We start from the raw sequence: 22,517 nt of genomic DNA on the forward strand, positions 1-22,517 counted from the left end.
CCACTGACACTGCCCACTGAGTTTTGGCCGGTCCGCGATCGGCCGCTGGTCCTACGACCTGCGCGTTCGAGGGGTCGGACGGAGCGCCGCGCGGGGGTCGTACGGAGCGCCGCGCGGGGGTCGTACGGTGCCATCAACCGATCGGTCGATGCGGCTTCGAGCGCGACGGCCGATGTGCCGGACACCGCCGCGCCGCGACCCTGATGCCATGTCCGTCATAGAAGTCACCGACCTGCGCAAGTCCTACGGCGGCCGAACCGTCGTCGACGGCGTCTCCTTCGCCGTCGAGGAGGGCGAGATCTTCGGCATCCTCGGCCCCAACGGCGCCGGCAAGACCACCACCGTCGAGTGCGTCGAGGGCCTGCGCGTCCCCGACGCCGGCCGCGTCCGTGTCACCGGCCTCGACCCCGTCGCCGAGCACGCGCGCGTGTCCCGCGTGCTCGGCGCGCAGCTCCAGGAGAGCGAGCTGCAGGCCAAGCTCACCGTCCGCGAGGCGCTGGAGCTGTACAGCGCCTTCTACCCGAACCCGCTCGACTGGCGGCCCCTGGCCGAACGTCTCGGCCTAACCGCCAAGCTCACCAGCCGGTTCGGCAAACTCTCCGGGGGCCAGAAGCAGCGGCTGTTCATCGCGCTCGCCCTGGTCGGCAACCCGCGGGCCGTCGTGCTGGACGAACTGACCACCGGCCTCGACCCGCGCGCCCGCCGGGACACCTGGGAACTGATCGAGGACATCCGCGCGAACGGCGTGACCGTGCTCCTCGTCACCCACTTCATGGAGGAGGCACAGCGGCTCTGCGACCGGATCGCCGTGATCGACAAGGGCCGGGTGGCCGCCCTGGACACCCCGGCCGGGCTGATCCGCCGCTCGGCGGGCGCCACCGTCATCAGCTTCACGCCGTCCGCCCCACTGGACGAGCGCGACCTGAACGCCCTGCCCGCGCTCGCGTCCGTAGAGCACAGGGACGGCCGGGACGGCCGCATCACCCTCTCCGGCACCGACGAGACGGTCAACGCCGTCATCACGCTCCTCGCCCGCACCCACATCACGGCCCATCAACTCCGGGTCACCGACGCCACGTTGGACGACGCCTTCCTGGACCTGACGAAGACCGACACGAAGGAGGCGGCGGCATGAGCGCGGCCCTGGTCAACACCGCAGTACTGAGGAGCGAGGTCCGGCTGTTGCGCCGGGAGCCCGGCGCCCTCTTCTGGATCCTGGGGTTCCCGACCCTGCTGCTGGTGATCCTCGGCTCGATCCCGTCCTTCCGGGAGGCCGAGGCCGACCTCGGCGGACTGCGGACCATCGACGTCTACGTCCCCGTGGCCGTGCTGCTCGGCCTGATCGTCGGCGGGATCCAGGCCATGCCGCAGACCCTCACCGGCTACCGCGAGCGCGGCATCCTGCGCCGGATGTCCACGACCCCCGTCCGTCCGGCCGCCCTGCTCTGTGCCCAGGTGTTGGTGTTCGGCGGTGCCGCCCTGGCCTCGGCGCTGCTGGCCCTCACCGTGGGGCGGCTCGCCTTCGACGTACGACTGCCGAAGCAGCTCTTCGGATACGCCCTCGCACTGGTCATGGCCGTCCTGGTCGCCCTCGCTCTCGGATCGGTGGTGTCGGCACTGTCCCGTACGACGAAGATCGCCGGTGCCATCGGGTCCGCCGTGTTCTTCCCCTCGATGTTCTGCGCGGGCGTGTGGGCGCCGGTGCAGACCATGCCGGACGTGTTGGCACGCATCGTCGGGTACACCCCGTTCGGCGCGGCCGCCGAGGCGCTGAACCGGGCCGCGGCGGGGCACTGGCCGAGCTGGAGCCACCTGGGCGTGCTGGCGGTGTGGATCCTGCTGCTGACCGGGGCGGCCAGTCGATGGTTCCGCTGGGAGTGAGCGGGCTGTGCCGGACACTGGCGGCATGACGAACGCCGCACCACAGGAGCCCCGGGCCTCCTTCGACAGCTGGGGGCCCTACGCGCTGCTGATCGCCGGTGTCGTCGCGGCGGCCGTCTCCGCTCGCCCGGTCGGCATGGGCCGGTCCGCGGTCATCGCCTCGACTGCGCTGGTGGCCGCGGGTGCCGTCCTGCAGGTGTGTTGGGGCAGGGTGAAGCGGCGGCAGCCGGGCCCGAGCCGGACCGGCGTGTGCTTCTACCTCCTGCGCTGGGCCATCGGATTCGTGCTGACCTGGCTCAACCCGTTCTTCGCCTTCTACGCCGTGACCGGCTACTACACCGCCGGCCGGGAGCTGCCCCGCCGGCTGGTGATGCCCGGCCTGTTCCTGACCGCGATCACCATGGCGGGCAGCGAGGTGGGCGGCTGGCCGCCGCACGGGCTGCTCCTGTGGACCGGCTTCCTCCTCGTCCTGAGCCTCAACATGGGCCTGGTCAGCGTGTTCACCCGGTTCGCCCAGCAAGAGCAGGAGCGCGCCCTCGTTCAGGCCGAGACCATCATCGAACTGGAGCGCACCAACACGGCGTTGCAACAGGCCCTCGACGAGAACGCCGCCCTGCACGCCCAACTCCTCGTCCAGGCCCGGGAAGCGGGCGTCGCCGACGAGCGGCGCCGGCTCGCCGCCGAGATCCACGACACCATCGCCCAGGGCCTGACCGGCATCATCGCCCAGCTCCAGGTCGTCGCGAACGCCCCCGACCTGCCCACCGCCCGCACCCACCTCGACCGCGCCGCGACCCTGGCCCGGCACAGCCTCGGCGAGGCCCGCCGCTCGGTGCACAACCTCGCCCCCGTCGCCCTGGAGCACGACGGACTGCCCGAGGCGCTGAAGGGCACGGTCGCCGAATGGGGCGAACGGACTGGCGTACGCGCCGAGTTCACAGTCACCGGCACCGCGGAACAACTCCACGACGAGATCTCCGCGACTCTGCTGAGGATCGCCCAGGAGGCCCTCTCCAACGCCTCCCGGCACGCCCGTGCGACCCGCGTCGGCGTCACCCTCTCCTTCCTCGGCGACGAGGTCATCCTCGACATCCGCGACGACGGCCGGGGCTTCGACCTCCTGGCCCTTCCCGAGCGCGGCCGGGGCGGAGGCTTCGGCCTCCCCGGCATGCGCGCCCGCGCCGAACGCATCGCGGGCTGCCTCACCGTCGAGTCCGAGCCGGGGCGCGGTACCGCGCTGTCGGCTCGCGTACCGTTGGTGCGCCATGAGTGACGAGGTGTCCGTCTCCCTGTTGATCGTCGACGACCATCCCGTCGTACGGGACGGTCTGCGCGGCATGTTCGAGTCCGCGCCCGGCTTCGTCGTGCTCGGCGAGGCGGCGAGCGGCGAGGAGGCCCTGGAGCGGGCCGCCGCACTCGACCCCGACGTGATCCTGATGGACCTGCGCATGCCGGGCGGCGGCGGGGTCGCGGCGATCGCGCACCTCACCCGCACCGGCGCCCGCGCCAAGGTCCTCGTCCTGACCACGTACGACACCGACTCCGACACCCTCCCCGCCATCGAGGCGGGCGCGACCGGCTACCTCCTGAAGGACGCCCCGCGCGACGAACTCTTCACCGCGGTCCGGGCCGCCGCCGAGGGCCGCACGGTCCTCTCCCCGGCGGTCGCCTCCCGCCTCGTCTCCGCCGTACGCACCCCCAGGGCCCCCGGCAACGAACCCCTCTCCGCCCGCGAGCGCGAGGTCCTCGCCCTGGTCGCCAAGGGCACCTCCAACCGCGAGATCGCCCGCGAACTCTTCATCAGCGAGGCGACCGTGAAGACCCACCTCACCCACCTGTACGCCAAACTGGGCGTCAAGGACCGGGCGGCGGCGGTGGCCACGGCGTACGAGCGCGGGATTCTGGGCTAAAGGCTGTTGCAGAACGACGATCACAGTAGGATCCGGCCACCCGCGGCAAGATCAACTGCCCGATTGTGCGCCGATTTCCTCCGTCCTGACGGGGCCTTCGAAGCAGCTTTCTGGAGATCGGTCCGAGTTCTGCAACACGCTTTAGGGCTAGGGCCAGGGCTAGGGCTTGTCGGGGTACGGCAGCAGGGTGCCCGCGGTTCTCTCCCAGGACGCCTTCAGCTCGGCGAGCAGCGCTGGCTCGTCCGGGGCGAGGTCGGCCTGCTCGCGCTGGTCGTTCGCCAGGTTGTACAGGTGGTCGGTGCCGTCGGCGTCCCGGTAGTACTTCCAGTCGCCGCGCCGCAGTGCCCGGTTGGCCCGCACCCGCCAGAACAGATCCCGCTCCGGGAGCCGTTCGCCCCGCAGCAGGTGGCCGGCGAGGCTGGTCCCGTCCAGGGGGTACGCCGGGTCCGGCCGGGCGCCGCCGATCTCCAGCAGGGTGGCCGTCCAGTCGGGGGAGAAGTTCGGCTCGTGACTGACCTGGTGGCCGTCGAGCCGGGCGGGCCAGCGCACGATCGCCGGGACCCGGATGCCGCCCTCCAGCAGCACGAACTTCTCGCCGCTGAGCGGCCAGTTGTAGGAGTAGCGCTCCCCGCCGTTGTCGCTGGCGAACAGCACCAGCGTGTTCTCCTCCTGCCCGGACCGGCGCAGGGCGTCGAGCACCTTCCCGACGGCGGCGTCGAGGCTCTGCACCATCTCCGTGTACTTCTCCACCGAGCCGCCGTCGTAGTGGTTGAGCGCCCTGCTGACCTCCGCCCGGCTCTTCGCGGCCCGGATCTTCGCCTCGATCTCGGCGCCGGTCTCCTCGTCCCCCTCCGCCAGCCAGGGCCAGTGCGGGGTGGTGAAGTTCAGGTTCAGCAGCCAGGGCCTGTCATGCTCCCGGCCGACGTACTCGACGGCCCGCTCGGTCAGCACGGTCGTGTAGTAGCGCAGGTCCTTGTACTCGGCGTCGCCTTCGTACAGGTCGTACGTGCCGAGCTGGCCGAGCTTGGAGAAGTACTCCAGGACCCCGCCGAAATTGCCGAAGAACTCGTCCCAGCCCGACTTGGTGGGGCTGTGGTCGGGCAGCCAGCCGCAGTGCCACTTGCCGATGAGCGCGGTGGCGTAACCCGCCCGCTTCAGCAGGGAGGCCAGGGTGGGGTGGTTCGGGTCCAGCCCCTGCGCCCTGTCGGCGATGGGCTCGGCGAGACCGCCCGGCGTACGGCCCGGATAGCGCCCGGTGTACAGGCTGAACCGGGTCGGTGAGCAGGTCGCCGACCCGGAGTACGCGTCCGTGAACCGCACGCCCTGCCGGGCCAGCCGGTCGAGGTGGGGGGTGCGGATGTGCGGGGCGCCGTACGACGACAGATCGGCCCAGCCGAGGTCGTCGCCGAGGATGACCAGGAGGTTGGGGCGCTTGCCGGAGGCGGCGGGGCGGGCCTTGAAGGGGCGCTCGGCGGGGGCGGCTGCGGCGGTTTCGGCGGCCTCGGCGGCGGCGGTCGTGCCGGCGACGGCCGTCACCGCGCCACCGCCGACGAGACCACCGAAGGCACGGCGGGATAGCTCGGGCATGTGCCTCAGTCGATCAGCGGGCCCGGCCCCCTGACCAGGAATCCGGCGCGGAGTTCATGGGACTGAAACGCCGCCTTGGCAAACCGCGCTCAGTCGAGCACCCGCAGCAACAGCACCGCCCGCCCCGGCACCGTGATCGCCGCCCCCGCCGGATGCTCCACGCCCGGCGCCTCCCCCTGCTCCTCCCTCGACGTGTCGACGACCACCTCGTACCGCTCCGCCCACGGCGGCCCCGGCAGCACGAAGCTCGTCGCCCGGTCCCCGGCGTGCAGCACGGCCAGGAAGCTGTCGTCGAGGACCGGCGCCCCCCGTTCGTCGCGGCCGGGGATGTCCCGCCCGGAGAGATACATGCCCAGCGTGGCGGCGGGCGCGTACCAGTCCCGTTCCGTCATCTCGGTGCCCCGCGCGGTGAACCAGGCCAGGTCCCGCAGCCCGTCCGCCGAGTGCGCCCGCCCGGAGAAGAACGCCCGGCGACGAAGCACCGGGTGCCGGTGGCGAAGCTCGATCAGCCGGGACGTCAGATCGAACAGCGCCTTCCAGCCCGGCTCCTGAAGCAGCCCCCAGTCCAGCCAGCTGATCTCGTTGTCCTGGCAGTACGCGTTGTTGTTGCCGCGCTGGGTGCGCCCCAGCTCGTCGCCCGCGACCAGCATCGGCACGCCCGTCGACAGCAACAGCGTCGTCAGCAGGTTCCGCAGCTGCCGCCGCCGTAGCGCCCGTACCTTCTCGTCGTCCGTCTCGCCCTCGGCGCCGCAGTTCCAGGCCCGGTTGTCCTCGGAGCCGTCCCGGTTGCCCTCGCCGTTCGCCTCGTTGTGCTTGCGCTCGTAGGACACCAGGTCGCGAAGGGTGAAACCGTCGTGCGCGGTCACGAAGTTCACCGAGGCATACGGCCGGCGGCCGCCCCACGCGTACAGATCGCTGGACCCCGACAGGCGGTATCCCAGATCCCGTACGTCCGGCAGCGCGCCCCGCCAGAAGTCGCGTACGGCATTGCGGTAGCGGTCGTTCCACTCCGTCCACAGCGGCGGGAAGGCCCCCACCTGATAGCCACCCGACCCCACGTCCCACGGCTCGGCGATCAGCTTCACCCGCCGCAGCACGGGGTCCTGGGCGATCACCGCGAGGAACGGCGAGAGCATGTCGACGTCGTGCATCGAGCGGGCCAGCGCCGCCGCCAGGTCGAAGCGGAAGCCGTCCACGCCCATCTCCGTCACCCAGTACCGCAGCGAGTCGGTGATGAGCCGCAGCACGTGCGGCTGGACGACGTGCAGCGTGTTCCCGCAGCCCGTGTAGTCCGCGTACCGGCGCGCGTCCGACTGGAGCCGGTAGTACCCCCGGTTGTCGATGCCCTTCAGCGACAGCGTCGGGCCCAGCTCGCCCGCCTCCGCCGTGTGGTTGTAGACGACGTCCAGGATGACCTCGATCCCGGCCGCGTGCAGGGCGTGCACCATCCGCTTGAACTCGCCGACCTGCTGACCCGTCGTACCGGAGGCGGCGTAGGCGGCGTGCGGGGCGAAGTAGCCGATCGAGTTGTAGCCCCAGTAGTTGCGCAGGCCCTTGCGCAGCAGATGGTCCTCGTGCGCGAACTGGTGGACGGGGAGCAGCTCGACGGCCGTCACACCCAGCCTGACGAGGTGCTCTATCGCCGCCGGATGCGCGAGACCGGCGTACGTGCCCCGCAGTTCCTCCGGAATCCCCGGGTGCAGCTTCGTGAACCCCCGCACATGCACCTCGTAGATCACCGAGTCGGCCCACGGCGTCTTCGGCCGGCGGTCGTCCATCCACTCGTCGTCGGGGGCGTCGTCATGGACGACCACGCCCTTCGGGACGTACGGCGCCGAGTCCCGGTCGTCGCGCACGGTGTCCGCGACATGCTGCTGGGGCCAGTCGCGGACATGGCCGTACACCTCCGGCGGCAGGCTGAAGTCGCCGTCCACCGCGCGCGCGTACGGGTCGAGCAGCAGCTTCGCCGGGTTCCAGCGGCCGCCGGTCCACGGGTCCCAGCGGCCGTGCACTCGGTAGCCGTAGCGCTGACCCGGCATCACACCCGGCACGAAGCCGTGCCAGATCTCGTGCGTCAGCTCGGTGAGCCGGGCCCGGGTCTCCTTGCCCTGGTCGTCGAAGAGGCACAACTCGACCGCTTCCGCGCCCCCCGCCCACAGCGCGAAGTTCGTGCCCGCCACCCCGTCCGGGCCGACCCGGAAGCGGGCGCCGAGCGGCACCGGCGTGCCCGGCCACACGGGCACGGCAGGGGTCTTGCGCCGCGCGCCGTTCACGACGGCGGCCGGGCGCCCCTCCTCAGCGGTGACCGCGGCGGTCACCGCCTCCTGCTCGGCTGCGCTCGACACCTGTCGGCCTCCCACGGCTCAGGGACCACACGAGTGTGGAAGGAGAGCCACGGTGTCCCGGTCCGCGGCTCCCATCGCGTCGTCCTCCCCACTGTTCTGCCCACCGCGTGGCCAAGCGACCCCGGGGAAGTGCGGGCACGCCCCCACGCCGCCCGGCACGCTCCCCCAGAGGGGGCACCCCCACTCGCCGCACCGGCCGAAGGCCCAAGTGGCTCCGCTACGAGGGCCTTCGTCCGGCACGCCGAGAGCACGCACCGGACGACGCGGGAACGCACCCGCACTTCCCCGGGGCCGCTAGCACTCACGTTTCCCCAGGGCCGCCCCGGTCGTTGGGGTCTTCGTGAGGCACGTACAAGGGCGCGCGCGGCGCGCGGGGGCCGTGTTGGCCGCCGTAATGACATGGGCCGGCCTGTTGGCCGGGGTGGCCGGCTGCACTACGGACGGCGGTGGCATCGACCAGATGCTGGGCAAAGGGTCGGCGCCCGAGGACGTCATCCGGGTGACGCCCGACGACGGCAGCAAGGACGCACGCCCCGACGACCGGCTGCTCGTCCGAGTGCTCAGCGGGCGCCTGGAGTCGGTGAAGGTCGTCAGGTCCCAGGACGCCCAGGACTCCCCGGTGCCCGGGCACATCTCCGAGGACGGCCTGCGCTGGGAACCCGACGACCCCGGGCTCGCGCTGGCCGCCAAGTACACGATCGACGCGGTGGCCCTCGACGGCCACGGGCGCCGCAACGCACGGCACACGACCTTCACCACGCACGTCCCCGACGAGCGGTTCATCGGATACGTCACCCCGGAGCACCGCTCCACCGTCGGCACCGGCATGATCGTCTCCCTGGAGTTCAACCGGGCGGTCGACAACCGCGCCGCCGTCGAACGCGCCGTACAGGTCACCGCCGAACCGGCCGTCGAGATCCGCCCGCACTGGTTCGGCAAGGCCCGCCTCGACTTCCGCCCCCAGTACCACTGGAAGCCCGGCACCCGGGTCACCGTCGCGCTGCGCCTGCGGGACGTCGAAGGGGCGCACGGGGTGTACGGGCTCCAGGAGAAGACGTTCTCGTTCACCATCGGCCGCCACCAGGCCGCCCTCGTCGACGCCGCCAAGCACACCATGCAGGTCCGCCGCGACGGTGAACTGCTCGCGACCGTGCCGGTCACGGCCGGCTCCCCGAAGAACACCACCTACAACGGCAAGATGGTCGTCACCGAGATGCTCGAACTGACCCGGATGAACGGCGCCACGGTCGGCTTCAAGAAGAAGAACGGCAAGGGCGAGTACGACATCCCCGACGTCCCGCACGCCATGCGCCTCACCGACTCCGGCACCTTCCTGCACGGCAACTACTGGGCCGACTCCGACATCTTCGGACGGACCAATGTCAGCCACGGCTGCGTCGGACTCAGGGACGTCAAGGGCGGCGGCTCCGAGACACCCGCGGGCTGGTTCTTCGACCGCAGCCTGGTCGGGGACGTGGTCGAGGTCGTCCACAGCAACGACAAAAAGGTCGCTCCCGACAACGGCCTCGGAGGATGGAATATGGGCTGGAAGGAGTGGAAGGCGGGGAGTGCGGTGAAGTAACAGGACAGGGGGGTGGGTTGCTCGACCCGTCGGCCGGCTGCCGATGTTGGAACGGAACGGTGACAAACGCGCGGCGTCGAGGCCCTGGCCTTGTGGTTAATATTCGCCGGTGCGCGCTGCGGGCGCGCGGGGGAGCGGGCTGACCAGGCCCGACAGGGCCACGGGCCCGAGAGGGCGCTGAGCCCGGGAGGGGAGAAAGACTTGAACGTGCGGCCGATATCGGGGGCGTCGGTTGACGCGCGCGCCAGGCGTGGGCGCAAGGGGCTGCCGGCGCTGGCCGGTGTGCTGCTGCTGGCCGTCACCGCGTGCGGGGGCGGCGGAGCGGACTCGGGGACCGGCGACGGCAAGGGCGGGGACTCCGGCACTGCGGAGGCCAAGAAGTCCCGGGCCGTCGTGACGATAGCGCCGGGGGACGGCGCGAAGTCCGTCGAGACCAGCGGCGCGCTGAAGGTGACCGCGGCCAAGGGCAAGCTGACGGACGTCGAGGTCAAGGACGCCAAGGGCAAGGCGATAGCCGGGCAGATATCCGGCGACGGCGCCAGCTGGACGCCGTCCACCCATCTGGCCGCCGCCACGAAGTACTCGGTGCACGCGGTCGCCAAGGACTCGGCCGGCCTGGAGGCCGCCAAGGACGCCGACTTCACCACTCTGACCCCGAAGAACACCTTCCTCGGCAACTTCACGCCCGAGGACGGCTCCAAGGTCGGCGTCGGAATGCCGTTCTCCCTCCGCTTCACCCGGGGCATCACCAACCCCGAGGACGTCGAGAAGGCCATCAGCATCAAGACCGAGCCGGCCGTCGAGGTCGCGGGCCACTGGTTCGGCAACGACCGCCTGGACTTCCGTCCCGAGAAGTACTGGAAGGCCGGCACCAAGGTGACGGTCCAGCTCAACCTCGACGGCGTGGAGGGCCGCCCAGGCGTCTACGGCAAGCAGGCCAAAACGGTCTCCTTCACCATCGGCCGCAACCAGGTCTCGGTCGTCGACGCCAAGAAGCACACCATGAAGGTGATGCAGGAGGGCAAGGTCGTCAAGACCATCCCGGTCACCACCGGCAAGCCCGGCTACGACAGCTGGAACGGCCAGATGGTCATCAGCGAGCGGCTCCGGGTGACCCGTATGAACGGCGAGACCGTCGGCTACGGCGGCGAGTACGACATCAAGGACGTCCCGGACGCCATGCGGCTGACCGACTCGGGCACCTTCATCCACGGCAACTACTGGGGCGGCGACGCCTTCGGCAACTACAACGCCAGCCACGGCTGCATCGGCCTGCGGGACGCGCGCGGCGGCTACGACCGCGACCTGCCGGCCGCGTGGTTCTTCGACCACTCGATCGTCGGCGACGTCGTCGTCGTGAAGCGCTCCAACGACGACATCGTCGCTCCCGAGAACGGCCTCAATGGCTGGAACATGTCCTGGGAGAAGTGGAAGGCGTAGGCAGCCCTTTCTCCGGCAACGGCCCCGGTGCACGACCTCATGTGAGGTCCGGCACCGGGGCCGTACCCGTCAGTCCCCGTGCTGTGCTTGCCTGGGGGGCGACCCCCAGGCCCCCGGCCGACTGTGACTGACCGCACCTGCCCCACCCCCGTTAGTCCCCGTGCTGTGCTTGCCTGGGGGGCGACCCCCAGGCCCCCGGCCGACTGTGACTGACCGCACCTGCCCCACCCCCGTTAGTCCCCGTGCTGTGCTTGCCTGGGGGGCGACCCCCAGACCCCCGGCCGACTGTGACTGACCGCACCTGCCCCACCCCCGTTAGTCCCCGTTAACCTGCTCGCATGACCGTGAATCTCGAAGTCGCCGAAGGTGTCGGTACCCTCCGCCTCGACCGTCCGCCCATGAACGCGCTGGATGTGGCCACCCAGGACCGGCTCAAGGAGCTCGCCGAGGAGGCGGGGCGGCGTGACGACGTACGGGCCGTGGTGATCTACGGCGGGGAGAAGGTGTTCGCGGCGGGCGCGGACATCAAGGAGATGCAGGCCATGGACCACACCGCGATGGTCCTGCGCGCACGGGCCCTGCAGGATTCGTTCACGGCGGTGGCCCGGATCCCGAAGCCGGTGGTGGCCGCGGTGACGGGCTACGCGCTCGGCGGCGGCTGCGAGTTGGCGCTGTGCGCGGACTTCCGGATCGCCGCGGAGAACGCCAAACTGGGCCAGCCGGAGATCCTGCTCGGCCTGATCCCGGGCGCCGGCGGCACCCAGCGGCTGGCCCGTCTCGTCGGCCCGTCCAAGGCGAAGGACCTGATCTTCACGGGCCGTATGGTGAAGGCGGACGAGGCGCGCGAGCTCGGCCTGGTGGACCGTGTAGTGGCGCCGGAGCAGGTCTATGCCGAGGCGCACGCCTGGGCGGCGAAGCTGGCGCAGGGTCCGGCGATCGCGCTGCGTGCGGCGAAGGAGTCGATCGACACGGGCCTGGAGACGGACATCGAGACCGGCCTCGCGGTGGAACGGAACTGGTTCGCGGGGCTGTTCGCGACGGAGGACCGGGAGCGGGGGATGCGCAGCTTCGTGGAGGAGGGGCCGGGCAAGGCGAAGTTCCTCTGACGGCGGGGAAACCCCGGTCGACGGCCGGTGAAACCCCCGGTCGACGGTCGGTGAAACGCCGGTCTGAAAAGCGGCCGAATCACTGTCGGACCCCTTGCAATTGACGGGACGTCTGATCCGGGTCCCTCGATGGGGCGGTTTATGGCAGCCTTAAGGCAGCCTTAAGCGTGTCTTGTCGAGGGAGCCCGTCGATTGTCTCCAGCAGACTCATCGTCGCAGGTCGGACGGGCTGTGGATGACCCCGAACTGCCTCTGTCATATGCCGACGGAGTCTTGCGGAATGCGAAGTTCCGGGGGGTGTATTCCGCGGGAACGGCCCCGGAGGGCCCGGTGGGCGGCCATGATGGGGGCATGGCGGGGCTGGAGGGTATCGAACAGCCGCGGGGACATGGCCGTGCCACTGCGGCGCGCTGGTCGCCGGGGGTCGAGGACGAGGCTGCCTCGAAGGCGCTGGAGCTGTTCGGCAATCCCACGGAGGCGGAGGTTCCGCTCCCGTCCCGCCCCGAGTCCGCGGCGACCGCGCGACGGCTGGCCCAGGTGGTCGTGCTGCGTCAGTGGGGCCTGACCCCGAAGATGACGGAGGACGCGGTCCTGCTCGTCTCGGAGCTCGTCGGCAACGCGGTACGCCACACGGGAGCGCGGGTCTTCGGCCTCCGGATGCGCCGCCGCCGAGGCTGGATCCGCATCGAGGTCCGTGACCCGTCGCGGGGGCTGCCCTGTCTGATGCCGGTCCAGGAGCTCGACGTCAGCGGCCGGGGTCTGTTCCTCGTCGACAAACTCTCCGACCGGTGGGGCGTGGATCTGCTGCCGCGCGGCAAGACGACATGGTTCGAGATGAGGGTGGCCGACCGCTAGACAGCACGGCGAGGGCGAGGGGCGGTCGCGGGTGGCGACCCGCACGGACCGCTTATCGGGTGAATCGTGCTTTTTTCGACGCAATCCTCATTAAATAGTGCGGTGACCTCGACCGACCGCCCCGGGGCCCACCCCGCCGCACGGAAGAACCGCCGATGAACCTCACCCCCCGCACCCTCCTCGCCGGCATCGGCCTCCTCGCGCTCGCCGCCTGCGGCACCGAGTCCGTCAAGGACGGCAGCCGGACCGTCGAGTCCCCTGGCAAGGGCACCCGGGCCGCCATCCCCGCCCCGGCGAAGAAGAGGGCCGTCGACGCTCTGCCCGGCATGCCGCCCGTACTGGACCCGAAGGACGTCTACGCCGCCGACCGCCCGGGCAAGCTCTCCCCGGTCGTCAAGGACTTCCCGTCCCGGGTCTACGTCCCCAACAGCGAGTCGGACACCGTCTCGGTCATCGACCCGAAGACGTACGAGATCACCGAGACCATCCGCGTCGGCCGCCAGCCCCAGCACGTCGTGCCCTCCTGGGACATGAAGACGCTCTGGGTCAACAACAACCGCGGTCACACCCTCACCCCCATCGACCCGAAGACCGGCAGGGCAGGCAAGGACGTCGAGGTCCACGACCCGTACAACCTCTACTTCACGCCCAACGGCAAGTACGCCGTCGTCATGGCCTCCCTCGACCGCGAACTCGTCTTCCGCGACCCCCACACCATGAAGCGGATCAAGACCGAGCCGGTCAGCTGCTACGGCGTCAACCACGCCGACTTCTCCCTCGACGGCCGGTACTTCATCGTGTCCTGCGAGTTCAGCGGCGAACTGCTCAAGGTCGACACGGAGCGGATGAAGGTCGTGGGGCAGGAGAAGCTGCCCTTCGACGGCGCGATGCCCCAGGACGTGAAGGTCTCACCGGACGGCAAGAGGTTCTACGTCGCCGACATGATGGCCCACGGCATGTGGGTCCTGGACGGCGACAAGTTCACCGAGCCCACCCTCCTGCCCACCGGCAAGGGCTGCCACGGCCTCTACGTCAGCCGTGACTCACGCGAGATGTACATCTCCAACCGCGGCGAGGGCAGCGTCTCCGTCTTCGACTTCAGGAAGAACAGGCTCACCAAGAAGTGGCACCTGCCCGACGGCGGCAGCCCCGACATGGGCGGCGTCTCCGCCGACGGCAAGGTGCTGTGGCTGTCGGGCCGCTACGACGGCGAGGTGTATGCCCTCGACACCCGCACCGGAAAACAGCTCGCCCGCATCCCCGTCGGCAGCGGCCCGCACGGCCTCGCCGTCTACCCGCAGCCCGGCCGCTACTCCCTGGGGCACACCGGCATCTTCCGTTAGCCGACGGCGAGTTGGGCCGTTGGTTGACCGGGGGTCAGCGGACACGCCGCCGAATGGGTGACGCTCCACGAGTGGCCGTCGTGTGCCCGGGATCGTACTCGCATGATCACTTCTCGCCTGCGGCGGCGGGCCGCTGCCGCCGTTCTGTCCCTCTCGGCCGTCCTCACGACGACTGCCGCCACGGCTCCCGCCGCCCCCGTCCCCGCTTCGGCCACCGGGCTTGCCGCCACGGCTGCCGCGACCGGTGCCAAGGCCGCCGCTCCCGGCCCGGCCGCCTGTCCCGTCCAGTACGACGACAAGATCAAGGCTGCCGTCGACCGACGTGTCGACGTCGACCGCATCACCCCCGCCCCGGCGTGGCGCACCAGCTGCGGCACGCTCTACCGGGCCGACGGGCGGGGCCCGGAGATCGTCTTCCAGGAGGGCTTCAAGCCCAAGGACGTGGTGACCGGCCAGTACGACCTGGAGCAGTACGTCCTGGTCAACCAGCCCTCCCCGTTCGTGTCCACGTCGTACGACCACGACCTGTACAAGACGTGGTGGAAGTCGGGCTGGAACTACTACATCGACGCCCCCGGCGGCATCGACGTGAACAAGACCATCGGTGACACCCACAAATGGGCCGACCAGGTGGAGGTCGCCTTCCCCGGCGGCATCGCCCGGAAGTACATCATCGGCGTCTGTCCGGTGAACAAGACGACCAAGGTCGAGATCATGAGCGGCTGCCAGAGCAACCCGCACTACGAGTCCTGGCACTGACGTCTTCCGGAGGACGCCCGTACACCACGGGCGTCCTCCGGCGCAGCCCCTGCGCCCGCCTCGGCGCACCGCTCGGAGTCCGCCCGGGTGGTCGCCGCGCTGGAGGTGCGGACGGGCGGTTAATCTGACCTGCGGCAGCAAGCCAGCACAACACGACAGACGCGAGTAAAACGCGAGTAAAGGGGCGGACCGGTGGCGCACATCGACATCGAGGAAGCACGCAAGCAGTTCGAGCGCATCGATGCGGACGGTGACGGCACCATCACCGCCGCCGAGTTCAAGTCCGCGCTGGCTCAGGGCGGCGACTGGAACGTCACCGAGGCGGTCGCCGAGGCGATCATCAAGAGCCGCGACCTGAACGGCGACAAGCTCCTGTCGTTCGACGAGTTCTGGGCCTTCCTGAACAAGTGACCTCCTCCGAAGGGGCGCCTTCCTGGCTGGGAGGGCGCCCCTTCGGCGTGCGTGATCGGCTTCCCCTCGCCGATGCCCTCGTAAGCACCAGAATCCACTGACGAAGGGGCTGTGCAAGGCCCACTACCTGCAGAGCCGGCGAGGTAGGGGGATGGCGCCCATCAACCGAGAACGAGCAACGGCTGAAGGCCGCACATGTTCCTTCCGGGGATGCCCGGGAGCGGTGTCCTCCCGGGGGGAAAGAGGTGGGCAAGCGTGGAATCGTCGAGTGTCGCGGATGCGGCGAGCACAAGCCAGTGTCCGACTACTCGGCGCTCAATACATGCACGGTCTGCGGCCGGGCTGATGCGGGGCGGAGGGCCATGGGCATTGACCACGATCACGGGTGTTGTCCGGGGCGGCGCAGCTGCGGTGCGTGCGTGTGGGGCCTCGTCTGAAACAGCTGCAACTTCCGCGCGCTGGGGTGGTACGAAGCTCTGCCGCCCGAGCTTCGTACCTTCGAGCTGCTCAACACGTACCTGGCTGATCCGCCCGCGAAGCGGCGCAAGGCGGAACTGGCCGTGGCGGGCGATTGGGCCGTCAGGCGTTCTCAGCCCATTCACGCAGCGCGGCCTTGCTGGAGAAATTCGCGACGTTCTTGTCCAGCGGGTGGTCCGTGTACTGATGGAAGCGCCACTTCGCCTGGATGCGAGGCTTTCCTGCCGTCACGTAGTCGGCGATCCAGAGGCCATCGCCCGCATAGGACGTACGGTCGACATTGAGCCAGTAATGCCTGTTCGCGTACAAGATCACCGGATTGTTCGGCCGCTTCTCCTTCACCTTGCGGATGAACAGGTCCTTCTCCGCGTTGCTCGCATGCGTCCCCTCGCTCGTCGTCTCCCAGTCGACCGCGAGGATGTCACCCGCCTTCTCGGGGGCCTTGCTGACGAAGTAGTCGGCCTGGGCGGAGAGGTTGCCCGGCCACAGGAAGTGGTAGAAGCCGACGACCAGGCCGGCGTCGCGGGCGCGTTTGGTCTGGGCGGCGAGTTTGGGATTGATGTAGGAACGGCCCTCCGTCGCCTTGATGAAGACGAAGGAGACGCCGTCGGTGTCGTAGGACGAGGGCTGGTAGGCGCTGACATCGATGCCACGGAGCATGGTGGGGGCTCCCAGAAGGTGGAGTGGGGGGACGGGAGTTGATGATGCCCCGCGGGCGTGCCGCGGGAACATCGGCTCGATCAGGTCGCGTTGGCGTCCGCGATCCGGTCGGCCAGCACCGCGACCGCCGACAGCAGCGCCGCCGGGGGCCGGCCGAGGTCCAGCGCGTGGGCGGTGACGGTGATCCCGGCGTGCCGGATGACGTGGTCCGTCGGGCCGTCCGCGGTGGCGGCGGCGTAGACGAGGTGCCCGCGCGGGAGGTTCAAGGCCGTGCAGTAGCCGAGCAGTTGGTACAGGTGGTCCACGGGCGGGGCGGCGGTGCGGAGGTGGGTGTACTTCGCGTCCACGACGGAGACGGGGCGGCCGGCCCGGTAGAGCACCAGGTCCGGTCGGAAGCGGACCTGCCCCGCCTCGTCCAGGCGGTGGTGGACCTCCTGGGCGGCGCACCGGACCCGGTGGCGGGACAGGGCGGCCCCGAGGGCCAGCTCCACGAAGCGCTCGAACACGTCCGGCATGTGCAGCAGGAAGCCGTCCGTCGCGGCGGGGGTCCGGCCCGTCGGCTGCACGGACCGGCCCGCCAGGACCAGCTCGGCCAGTCTCAGCGCGGGACCGTAGCGGGTGTTGAGGCGGGTTGGTGTCCAGCGGGGCGTCGGCTCGCCGGGCCGCAGCGGCTGTACGCCGGTGAGGCGGTCGGCGAGGTGACGCAATGCCTGGCGGGTGGGGGCGGGGACGCCGGGCAGCCGGGCGGCGAGGAGCAGGGCCGCGAGCAGGATGCGGTTCTCGGCGATGTCCGGGGTGTGGTCGTCGTAGCGGACGGCGACCGGGAGCGGCAGGCCGACCCGGCGCAGCTGGTCGGCGGTGCGGATACGGCCGCGGATCAGGGGGAGGTCCTCCTCGACGGTGCGGTAGCCGTGCAGGACTCCCGCCTCCAGGGTGCGTCGTGCGGTGCGGGCGAGGAGATCCGCGACGGCCGGCAGCAGCTCGTCGGCCTCGGCCGCGGCGACCGGCTCCGGCAGCCAGGGGTCGGTGGGGGAGTAGGAGAGCAGGAACAGCAGGTCCCGGACCGCGAGCTTCGGGCGCAGGCGCAGTCGGACCGTACCGCCGGACGGGCCGCGCAGCCGCACCAGGCCCACCCTCTGGTTGCCGGACACGCGCCAGCGGCCGCCCGTCATCGGGGCCAGCCGTACCAGCCCCGGGACCGAGAGCAGGGCGGCGACCTGGTCGCCGGTCAGCTCCCGCACCGTACCCGGCCCGGTCTCGCGCACCGTGAGCTCCAGCACGCTCACGCCTCCTCCATGAGCGCGGCACGCAGTGCGGCGAGCCCGTACTCCTCCTCGACGTCGACGCCCGTGCCGTACAGCTGGTCCTCCAGCAGGGGCAGGATCTGAGTGCGCCAGATGAGGTCCAGCCCCTCCGGCCGGGCCACTCCGGGCTTCATCAGGTACGACGGCCCGATCGCACGGTCGGCGTCACCGAGCCGGGCGTTCAGCTCGGCCAGCAGCCGGGCGGCGGTGTCCGGCAGACCGCGGGAGTGCAGCCAGCGCTCCAGCAGCCCCTGGACCGGCGGCCGTTCGGGTGACAGCCGCCGGAAGGCGAAGCGGCGGCGCATCGCGGCGTCGACCAGGGCGATGGAGCGGTCGGCGGTGTTCATGGTGCCGATGAGGAACAGGTTGCCGGGCAGCTGGAACGGGTCGTGCGGGCTGTACTGCGTGGTGACGGGTTCGTCCCGGTACTCCAGCAGGAAGTACAGCTCGCCGAAGACCTTGGCGACATTGGCCCGGTTGATCTCGTCGACGATCAGGATGTACGGGTTCGCAGGGTCCTTGGCCGCACGCTCGGCGAGCAGTCTGAACGGCCCCGGCAGCACGTCGAACACCACGGAGCCGTCCTCGCCCCGGACCGGCCGGAAGCCCTCGAAGAAGTCCTCGTAGGTGTAGGAGGGGTGGAACTGCACCAACTGCACCCGGTCCGGGCCGGCCAGATGCCGGGCCAGCGTGCGCGCCAGGTATGTCTTGCCGGTGCCCGGCGGGCCGTGGAAGACGAGCTGGCGCTGCTCCTGGAGCTGCTCGGCGGTCTCCCGGAGCCAGGGCAACGGCATCAGCAGCTGCGCGGCCAACTCCTCGGTGACCGGCGGGAGTTCGAGCGGCTTGGTGACGTCCGCCTCGATCAGCGGCTCGGCTACGGCGTCCTCCAGCCCGGCCCGTTCGGCGAGTTCGGCCGCCACGCTGCTGATGTCGTACAACGCGGGCGGCCGGGTCAGCTGGACCTGCACCGTCTCGGGCAACTCGGCCCTGAGCAGCGGGCGTTCGGCGGTGGCCCAGCGCACCGGGCGGCGGCGGGCGTTGTCCGGCCCGTCCGAGAGGTCGTACGACGCCGGGCCCTGGACCGTGCCGACGTGGACCTCGTCCGGGGTGACGGTGACGACGAGATCGTCCGGCTGCATCACGGTGAGGAAGGCGTGCAGCTGGTAGGCGGCCTGGCCGCGCGACTGGACGCCGGACTCCGGCATGGCTTCCGCGACGGCCCGCTGGACGTCGCGTTTGGCGGAGCCGGCGGCGATCTCCGGCATCTCCCGCCAGGACAGCGAGCAGTAGCCCTGCGCGAGCCAGGCCGGGACGAAGTCGTGCCCGTCCACGTTGTTCCCGCGCACCAGCCAGCCGCGCTGCCCCCGCTCCACGGAGCCCTTGCGCCACCGGCTCACCCAGGGCTCGTGGTAGAACCACACGCGTTCCCCGGTCTGTGCCCGCAGCGTGCGCTGGAGCGCGAGCAGGTCGCGGTCGTCGTCGCCGGTGACGTCGGGCAGTTCGTCCGCGAAGGCCCGGATGATCTCCTGCTTGTGATGGGCGCTGGCGATCGGCTCGAAGTCGTCCGGGAAGAGCAGGTACAGCAGGACGTGGATCTGCGCCCGTCCCTTCTTGTGCCCGACCGACCGCTGCACGTCGAGGCACTCGTCCCGGAACCGCCAGGGGTCGTTCAGTACGGCGTTCCGCTCGGCAGGCGGCATCCCGGTGAGCCGCTCCACCAGCAGGACCAGGATCTGGAACTGCGCCCACCGGTAGTTCAGAAAGCCCTGGCCACCGTTCATGAAGCCGTTGAGGCACGCTGCGAGGTCCTCGGGGACGGTCGGCTCGACCAGGTCGTTCCAGGACAGCACCTCGCCCAGGATCTGCAGCTTCTTCGCGACGCCGATCTGCTCGGGCACCAGCGGCGCCATGTTCACGAACAGCAGCTCGGCCGCCAGCACGATCGTCAGGTCCGGCGCGCCGTCGAGCTGGCGACGCAGCTTGACCAGGAACGTGTCCGAGGACTCGTCCGGCTGGTCCACGAAACGGGTCCGCAGATCGACGGCACGGGGCCGGGTCCAGGCCTCGTGCGTCGGTGCGAAGGCGGACCGCCCGCTCAGCAGCCCGTCCCGAAAGACCCGCCCCACGGCCGCCACGACGTCCGCCCCCACGATGTCGGCCCCCACCGGCTGTTCCGCTGCCATGCCGCTCCCTGTGCTCGCTTGCTCACTCCCGTGCTCGAAGTGCCCACAGTAGAAGGGACCTTGGCGCTACTCCCAGCGGTTGCGTTCCGAGACGTATCGCATGGTCCGGCCCGGGGAGGACGAGAGATCGAGGTCGAAGAGCTGCCGGAAGGCGTCGTCCGGCAGATCCGGTGTGAAGACGAGACGTACGGTCGTCTCGGCGTCCTCAAGCATCAGCACGGGGTCGTCCTCGACGACGGGTTCCGGCTCGGGCGCCGTGCCCGTGGTGCGGCGCAGCGCTCCGCCGATGACGCCCTTGAGCTCGCGGTAGGCGTCCTGGGCGAGGTTCTTGCCGCACTCCTGGAGGAAGCCGCTGAGCGGCAGCACCACGAGCACCATCCAGGTCAGCGTGGCGCTGCGGTAGTTGCCGACGACCGCGCCCTGTGCCCGTACGCCCAGTCCGGCCAGGCCTTCGTACAGCGTCGCCTGTTGCTCGGCCGTGGTGCCGGGGGCGAAGTAGACGTGGGCGGCGGTCGGGGTGGCCGCGTTCGGTTCAGTCATCGTGCTGCTCCTTCTCCAGGCGCCAGATCTGTACGCGTCCGTCGGCCTCCGCGGCGGCCAGCAGGTGGCCGTCGTCGCTGAAGGCGACCTCGGTGACCGGGCTGCGATGGTGCTCGACCCGGGGGCGCCCGTGGACCTTGTCGCTCTCCAGCGACCACAGGCAGACCCGGCCGTCGTCGGCGCCGGTGGCCAGGTAGCGGCCGTCCGGACCGACGGCGACGGTGTTCAGGGCGCCGCGGTGGGGGATGCGGCGGACCGGTGTGCCGTACGGCAGTTCCCACAGACAGGCGAACCCGTCGGCGCCTCCGGTGATCAGGCGCCTGCCGTCGGGGCGGCTGAACACCACGGCCCGCGCCGGCTCGGTGTGGGTGAAGGTGCGGTCGGGGGTGTACCGGCCGTGGGTGTCCCAGAGCAGCAGCCGGCCCGCGGTGTCGGCCGTCACCAGGTGGCTGCCGTCCGGGCTGAAGTCGAGGCCGGTCACCGTGTGGTGGACCGGCAGCCGGTGCAGGATCCGCCCGTCCTCGGCCCGCCAGATGGCGGCCCCGGTCCAGCCGGCCGTGGCGATACGGGCGCCGTCCGGGCTGAAGCACAGCCGGCGCGGGCCGGTGACGGTCTCCCGCCCGAAGTCGACGGCGCCGACCTCCTTCCCGTTCGCGGTCCGCCAGATGCGCATCCGGTGCTTGGTGGCCGCGGCGAAGAAGGTGCCGTCCGGGCTGAAACGGACCGTGCGAGGGCCGTGGTTGAGCAGGCCGAGGGAGAGCGTCAGCACCGTCCGGCCCTTCTCGACGTCGATGATCTGGACGGTGCCGCTCTCCGCCCCGATCGCCAGGAGCTCACCGCCGGGACTGAAACCGAGCGAGTGCGCCGAGGCACGGGAGCCCAGCTCCCGGACCAGGCTCAACCGGGGTACGGTCGGCCGCTCCAGGCACACCCCGTGCCCGGAACAGGGGCCGCGGTCGGGGCGGCCCGCCCCGCTCGGGCGAGGGTGCGCAGTCGACGGCACGGCAGCGGCGGGCGGTTGAGGGTGCACATCGAAGATCCGGTCGGTTCCGGACTCCAGATACAGCACCGGCGTCCCCCACTCCAACGACCCCTTCAGCTCGGTGCGCATCGCCAGCCGGGCCTTCTGCACGGCCACGTGGACGGCGTCGTTGCGCGCCAGACAGGTGTAGAACTCCCGGCCGAACTCCAGGGCCGCCCGGTCGCTGATCGGGAACTGCATGGCGGCCACCGCGGGCACGCCCTTGCGCAGGATCGAGGCGGCGGGGCTGGAGAACGGGTCCGAGGTGGGGGAGTAGTTGGTGCCGCACGCGTTGAGGACCACCAGCCGGAGGGTGCCGTCGCTCATCAGCGGGGAGACGTCGGGCGCCGCCATGTCGTGCCGGTCGCCGGTTCTCCCGTCGGTGAAGGTCAGCGTGGCGCTGGCCGTGCCCGGGTCGAAGCCGCCGTGCCCGATGAAGTGCAGCACATGCGGCCGGGTCCGCCGCACCTCCTCGCGCAGATCGCGCCAGCTCTGGCCCGGCACCCAGGTCAGATCGACGATCCCGGCGCGCATCAGCTCGCGCAGGGCCCGGTGCAGCTCCGCGCGCTCCTGCTCGACCGAGAGTTCCGCCAGGTCGGAGGGGCGGGCGACCATGCCGAGGACACGCAGCGGGGTCTCGACCGACAGCGGGCCCCGTGTGGTGGGCAGATCGAGCTCGCGGACGAAGGCGTGGTCCACCGCGAGGTGCTCGCCCGCCACGGGGTGGTAGAGGAACTCCCAGGGCAGCCGGTCGAGACCGCCGGAGTGGGCGTTGAGGCTGATCCGCAGCGTCCGCCGGTCGTGCTGGGCCTGCGCCCGGCAGCGCAGCAGCAGGGCACGGGCCGTCTCGTCGAAGAGCGAGCCGAACATCAGCGTGCCCAGCTCCCGGACCAGTGCCGTCGCCGGGCCCGGCAGGTCCGTCGACAGCCTGACGCTCTCGGCGACCCGCTCCAGCAGCGCGCTCGCCCGCGGATCCGCGGTGAGGAGCGGTCGCTCCACGCGGCAGCTGCCGATCGACGTCCTCAGGTGCGCCATCTGCGCGTCTCCCACGGCATGGAGAGCGATGTCGAAATCGAGCGCCTCCCGTACCTCTCCCATGTGCGCTTCCCCCGA

General features: G+C 70.8%; 18 protein-coding genes. 11 read left to right on the plus strand and 7 right to left on the minus strand.

Annotated features, from left to right (window positions below; genetic code table 11):
- The first annotated feature begins 208 nt into the window (after window positions 1-208).
- Genes POF73_RS38410 through POF73_RS38425 form a run of 4 tightly spaced genes read left to right on the plus strand, consistent with a single transcriptional unit; the run spans window position 209 to window position 3,791 of the window.
- Window positions 209-1,135 carry an ABC transporter ATP-binding protein gene (locus POF73_RS38410; RefSeq protein ID WP_272123967.1) on the plus strand — a complete coding sequence of 309 codons (927 nt, stop codon included), beginning with the start codon at window positions 209-211 and terminating at the stop codon, window positions 1,133-1,135.
- Window positions 1,132-1,881, plus strand: a complete 750-nt coding sequence (locus POF73_RS38415; RefSeq protein WP_272123968.1) for an ABC transporter permease — start codon at window positions 1,132-1,134, stop codon at window positions 1,879-1,881. The genes POF73_RS38410 and POF73_RS38415 overlap by 4 nt, the downstream gene beginning before the upstream one ends.
- Window positions 1,882-1,906: 25 nt before the next feature.
- Window positions 1,907-3,154: a sensor histidine kinase gene (locus POF73_RS38420; protein WP_272123969.1), complete on the plus strand. Its 1,248-nt coding sequence runs from the start codon at window positions 1,907-1,909 to the stop codon at window positions 3,152-3,154.
- The gene (locus POF73_RS38425; protein ID WP_272123970.1) at window positions 3,147-3,791 is read left to right on the plus strand and encodes a response regulator; all 645 of its coding nucleotides are present in this window, start codon (window positions 3,147-3,149) and stop codon (window positions 3,789-3,791) included. Before POF73_RS38420 ends, POF73_RS38425 begins: the two co-directional genes overlap by 8 nt.
- Window positions 3,792-3,950: 159 nt before the next feature.
- Here the strand turns inward: POF73_RS38425 and POF73_RS38430 are convergent, their stop codons facing one another.
- Complete coding sequence (locus POF73_RS38430) at window positions 3,951-5,378, minus strand: sulfatase family protein (RefSeq protein ID WP_272123972.1); 1,428 nt, start codon at window positions 5,376-5,378, stop codon at window positions 3,951-3,953.
- An 89-nt stretch (window positions 5,379-5,467) separates the two neighbouring features.
- A complete protein-coding gene (gene glgX, locus POF73_RS38435) occupies window positions 5,468-7,723 on the minus strand; it encodes a glycogen debranching protein GlgX (RefSeq protein WP_272123973.1) in 2,256 nt (751 codons plus the stop codon).
- A gap of 340 nt (window positions 7,724-8,063) precedes the next feature.
- Here glgX and POF73_RS38440 point away from each other — a divergent pair, with 340 nt between their 5' ends.
- From POF73_RS38440 to POF73_RS38470, 7 genes are all read left to right on the plus strand, one after another.
- On the plus strand, window positions 8,064-9,305 hold the full coding sequence (locus POF73_RS38440; RefSeq protein WP_272123974.1) for a L,D-transpeptidase: 1,242 nt from the start codon (window positions 8,064-8,066) through the stop codon (window positions 9,303-9,305).
- A 201-nt stretch (window positions 9,306-9,506) separates the two neighbouring features.
- Entirely contained in the window at window positions 9,507-10,745 is a 1,239-nt protein-coding gene (locus POF73_RS38445; protein ID WP_272123975.1) for a L,D-transpeptidase, read from the plus strand.
- A gap of 338 nt (window positions 10,746-11,083) precedes the next feature.
- Window positions 11,084-11,851 carry an enoyl-CoA hydratase/isomerase family protein gene (locus tag POF73_RS38450; protein ID WP_272123976.1) on the plus strand — a complete coding sequence of 256 codons (768 nt, stop codon included), beginning with the start codon at window positions 11,084-11,086 and terminating at the stop codon, window positions 11,849-11,851.
- A 351-nt stretch (window positions 11,852-12,202) separates the two neighbouring features.
- Window positions 12,203-12,706: an ATP-binding protein gene (locus tag POF73_RS38455; RefSeq protein ID WP_272123977.1), complete on the plus strand. Its 504-nt coding sequence runs from the start codon at window positions 12,203-12,205 to the stop codon at window positions 12,704-12,706.
- Window positions 12,707-12,861: 155 nt separating this feature from the next.
- Complete coding sequence (locus POF73_RS38460) at window positions 12,862-14,049, plus strand: YncE family protein (RefSeq protein WP_272123978.1); 1,188 nt, start codon at window positions 12,862-12,864, stop codon at window positions 14,047-14,049.
- A 102-nt stretch (window positions 14,050-14,151) separates the two neighbouring features.
- Window positions 14,152-14,808, plus strand: coding sequence for an ADP-ribosyltransferase (locus tag POF73_RS38465; protein WP_272123979.1), 657 nt, complete (start codon window positions 14,152-14,154; stop codon window positions 14,806-14,808).
- A gap of 192 nt (window positions 14,809-15,000) precedes the next feature.
- Window positions 15,001-15,219, plus strand: coding sequence for an EF-hand domain-containing protein (locus tag POF73_RS38470; RefSeq protein WP_126901671.1), 219 nt, complete (start codon window positions 15,001-15,003; stop codon window positions 15,217-15,219).
- A 579-nt stretch (window positions 15,220-15,798) separates the two neighbouring features.
- Here the strand turns inward: POF73_RS38470 and POF73_RS38475 are convergent.
- The 5 genes from POF73_RS38475 to POF73_RS38495 all read right to left on the minus strand — a co-directional run bounded on the left by POF73_RS38475 (window position 15,799) and on the right by POF73_RS38495 (window position 22,502).
- On the minus strand, window positions 15,799-16,356 hold the full coding sequence (locus POF73_RS38475) for a glycoside hydrolase family 25 protein (RefSeq protein ID WP_272123980.1): 558 nt from the start codon (window positions 16,354-16,356) through the stop codon (window positions 15,799-15,801).
- An 80-nt stretch (window positions 16,357-16,436) separates the two neighbouring features.
- Window positions 16,437-17,642 carry an McrC family protein gene (locus POF73_RS38480; protein WP_272123981.1) on the minus strand — a complete coding sequence of 402 codons (1,206 nt, stop codon included), beginning with the start codon at window positions 17,640-17,642 and terminating at the stop codon, window positions 16,437-16,439.
- Entirely contained in the window at window positions 17,639-19,843 is a 2,205-nt protein-coding gene (locus tag POF73_RS38485; RefSeq protein WP_272123982.1) for an McrB family protein, read from the minus strand. The genes POF73_RS38480 and POF73_RS38485 overlap by 4 nt, the downstream gene beginning before the upstream one ends.
- A 66-nt stretch (window positions 19,844-19,909) precedes the next feature.
- A complete protein-coding gene (locus tag POF73_RS38490; protein ID WP_272123983.1) occupies window positions 19,910-20,383 on the minus strand; it encodes a hypothetical protein in 474 nt (157 codons plus the stop codon).
- A complete protein-coding gene (locus tag POF73_RS38495; RefSeq protein ID WP_272123984.1) occupies window positions 20,376-22,502 on the minus strand; it encodes a CHAT domain-containing WD40 repeat protein in 2,127 nt (708 codons plus the stop codon). Before POF73_RS38495 ends, POF73_RS38490 begins: the two co-directional genes overlap by 8 nt.
- Window positions 22,503-22,517 lie beyond the last annotated feature (15 nt).

The organism is Streptomyces sp. HD (assembly GCF_028369295.1).
Lineage (GTDB): Bacteria > Actinomycetota > Actinomycetes > Streptomycetales > Streptomycetaceae > Streptomyces.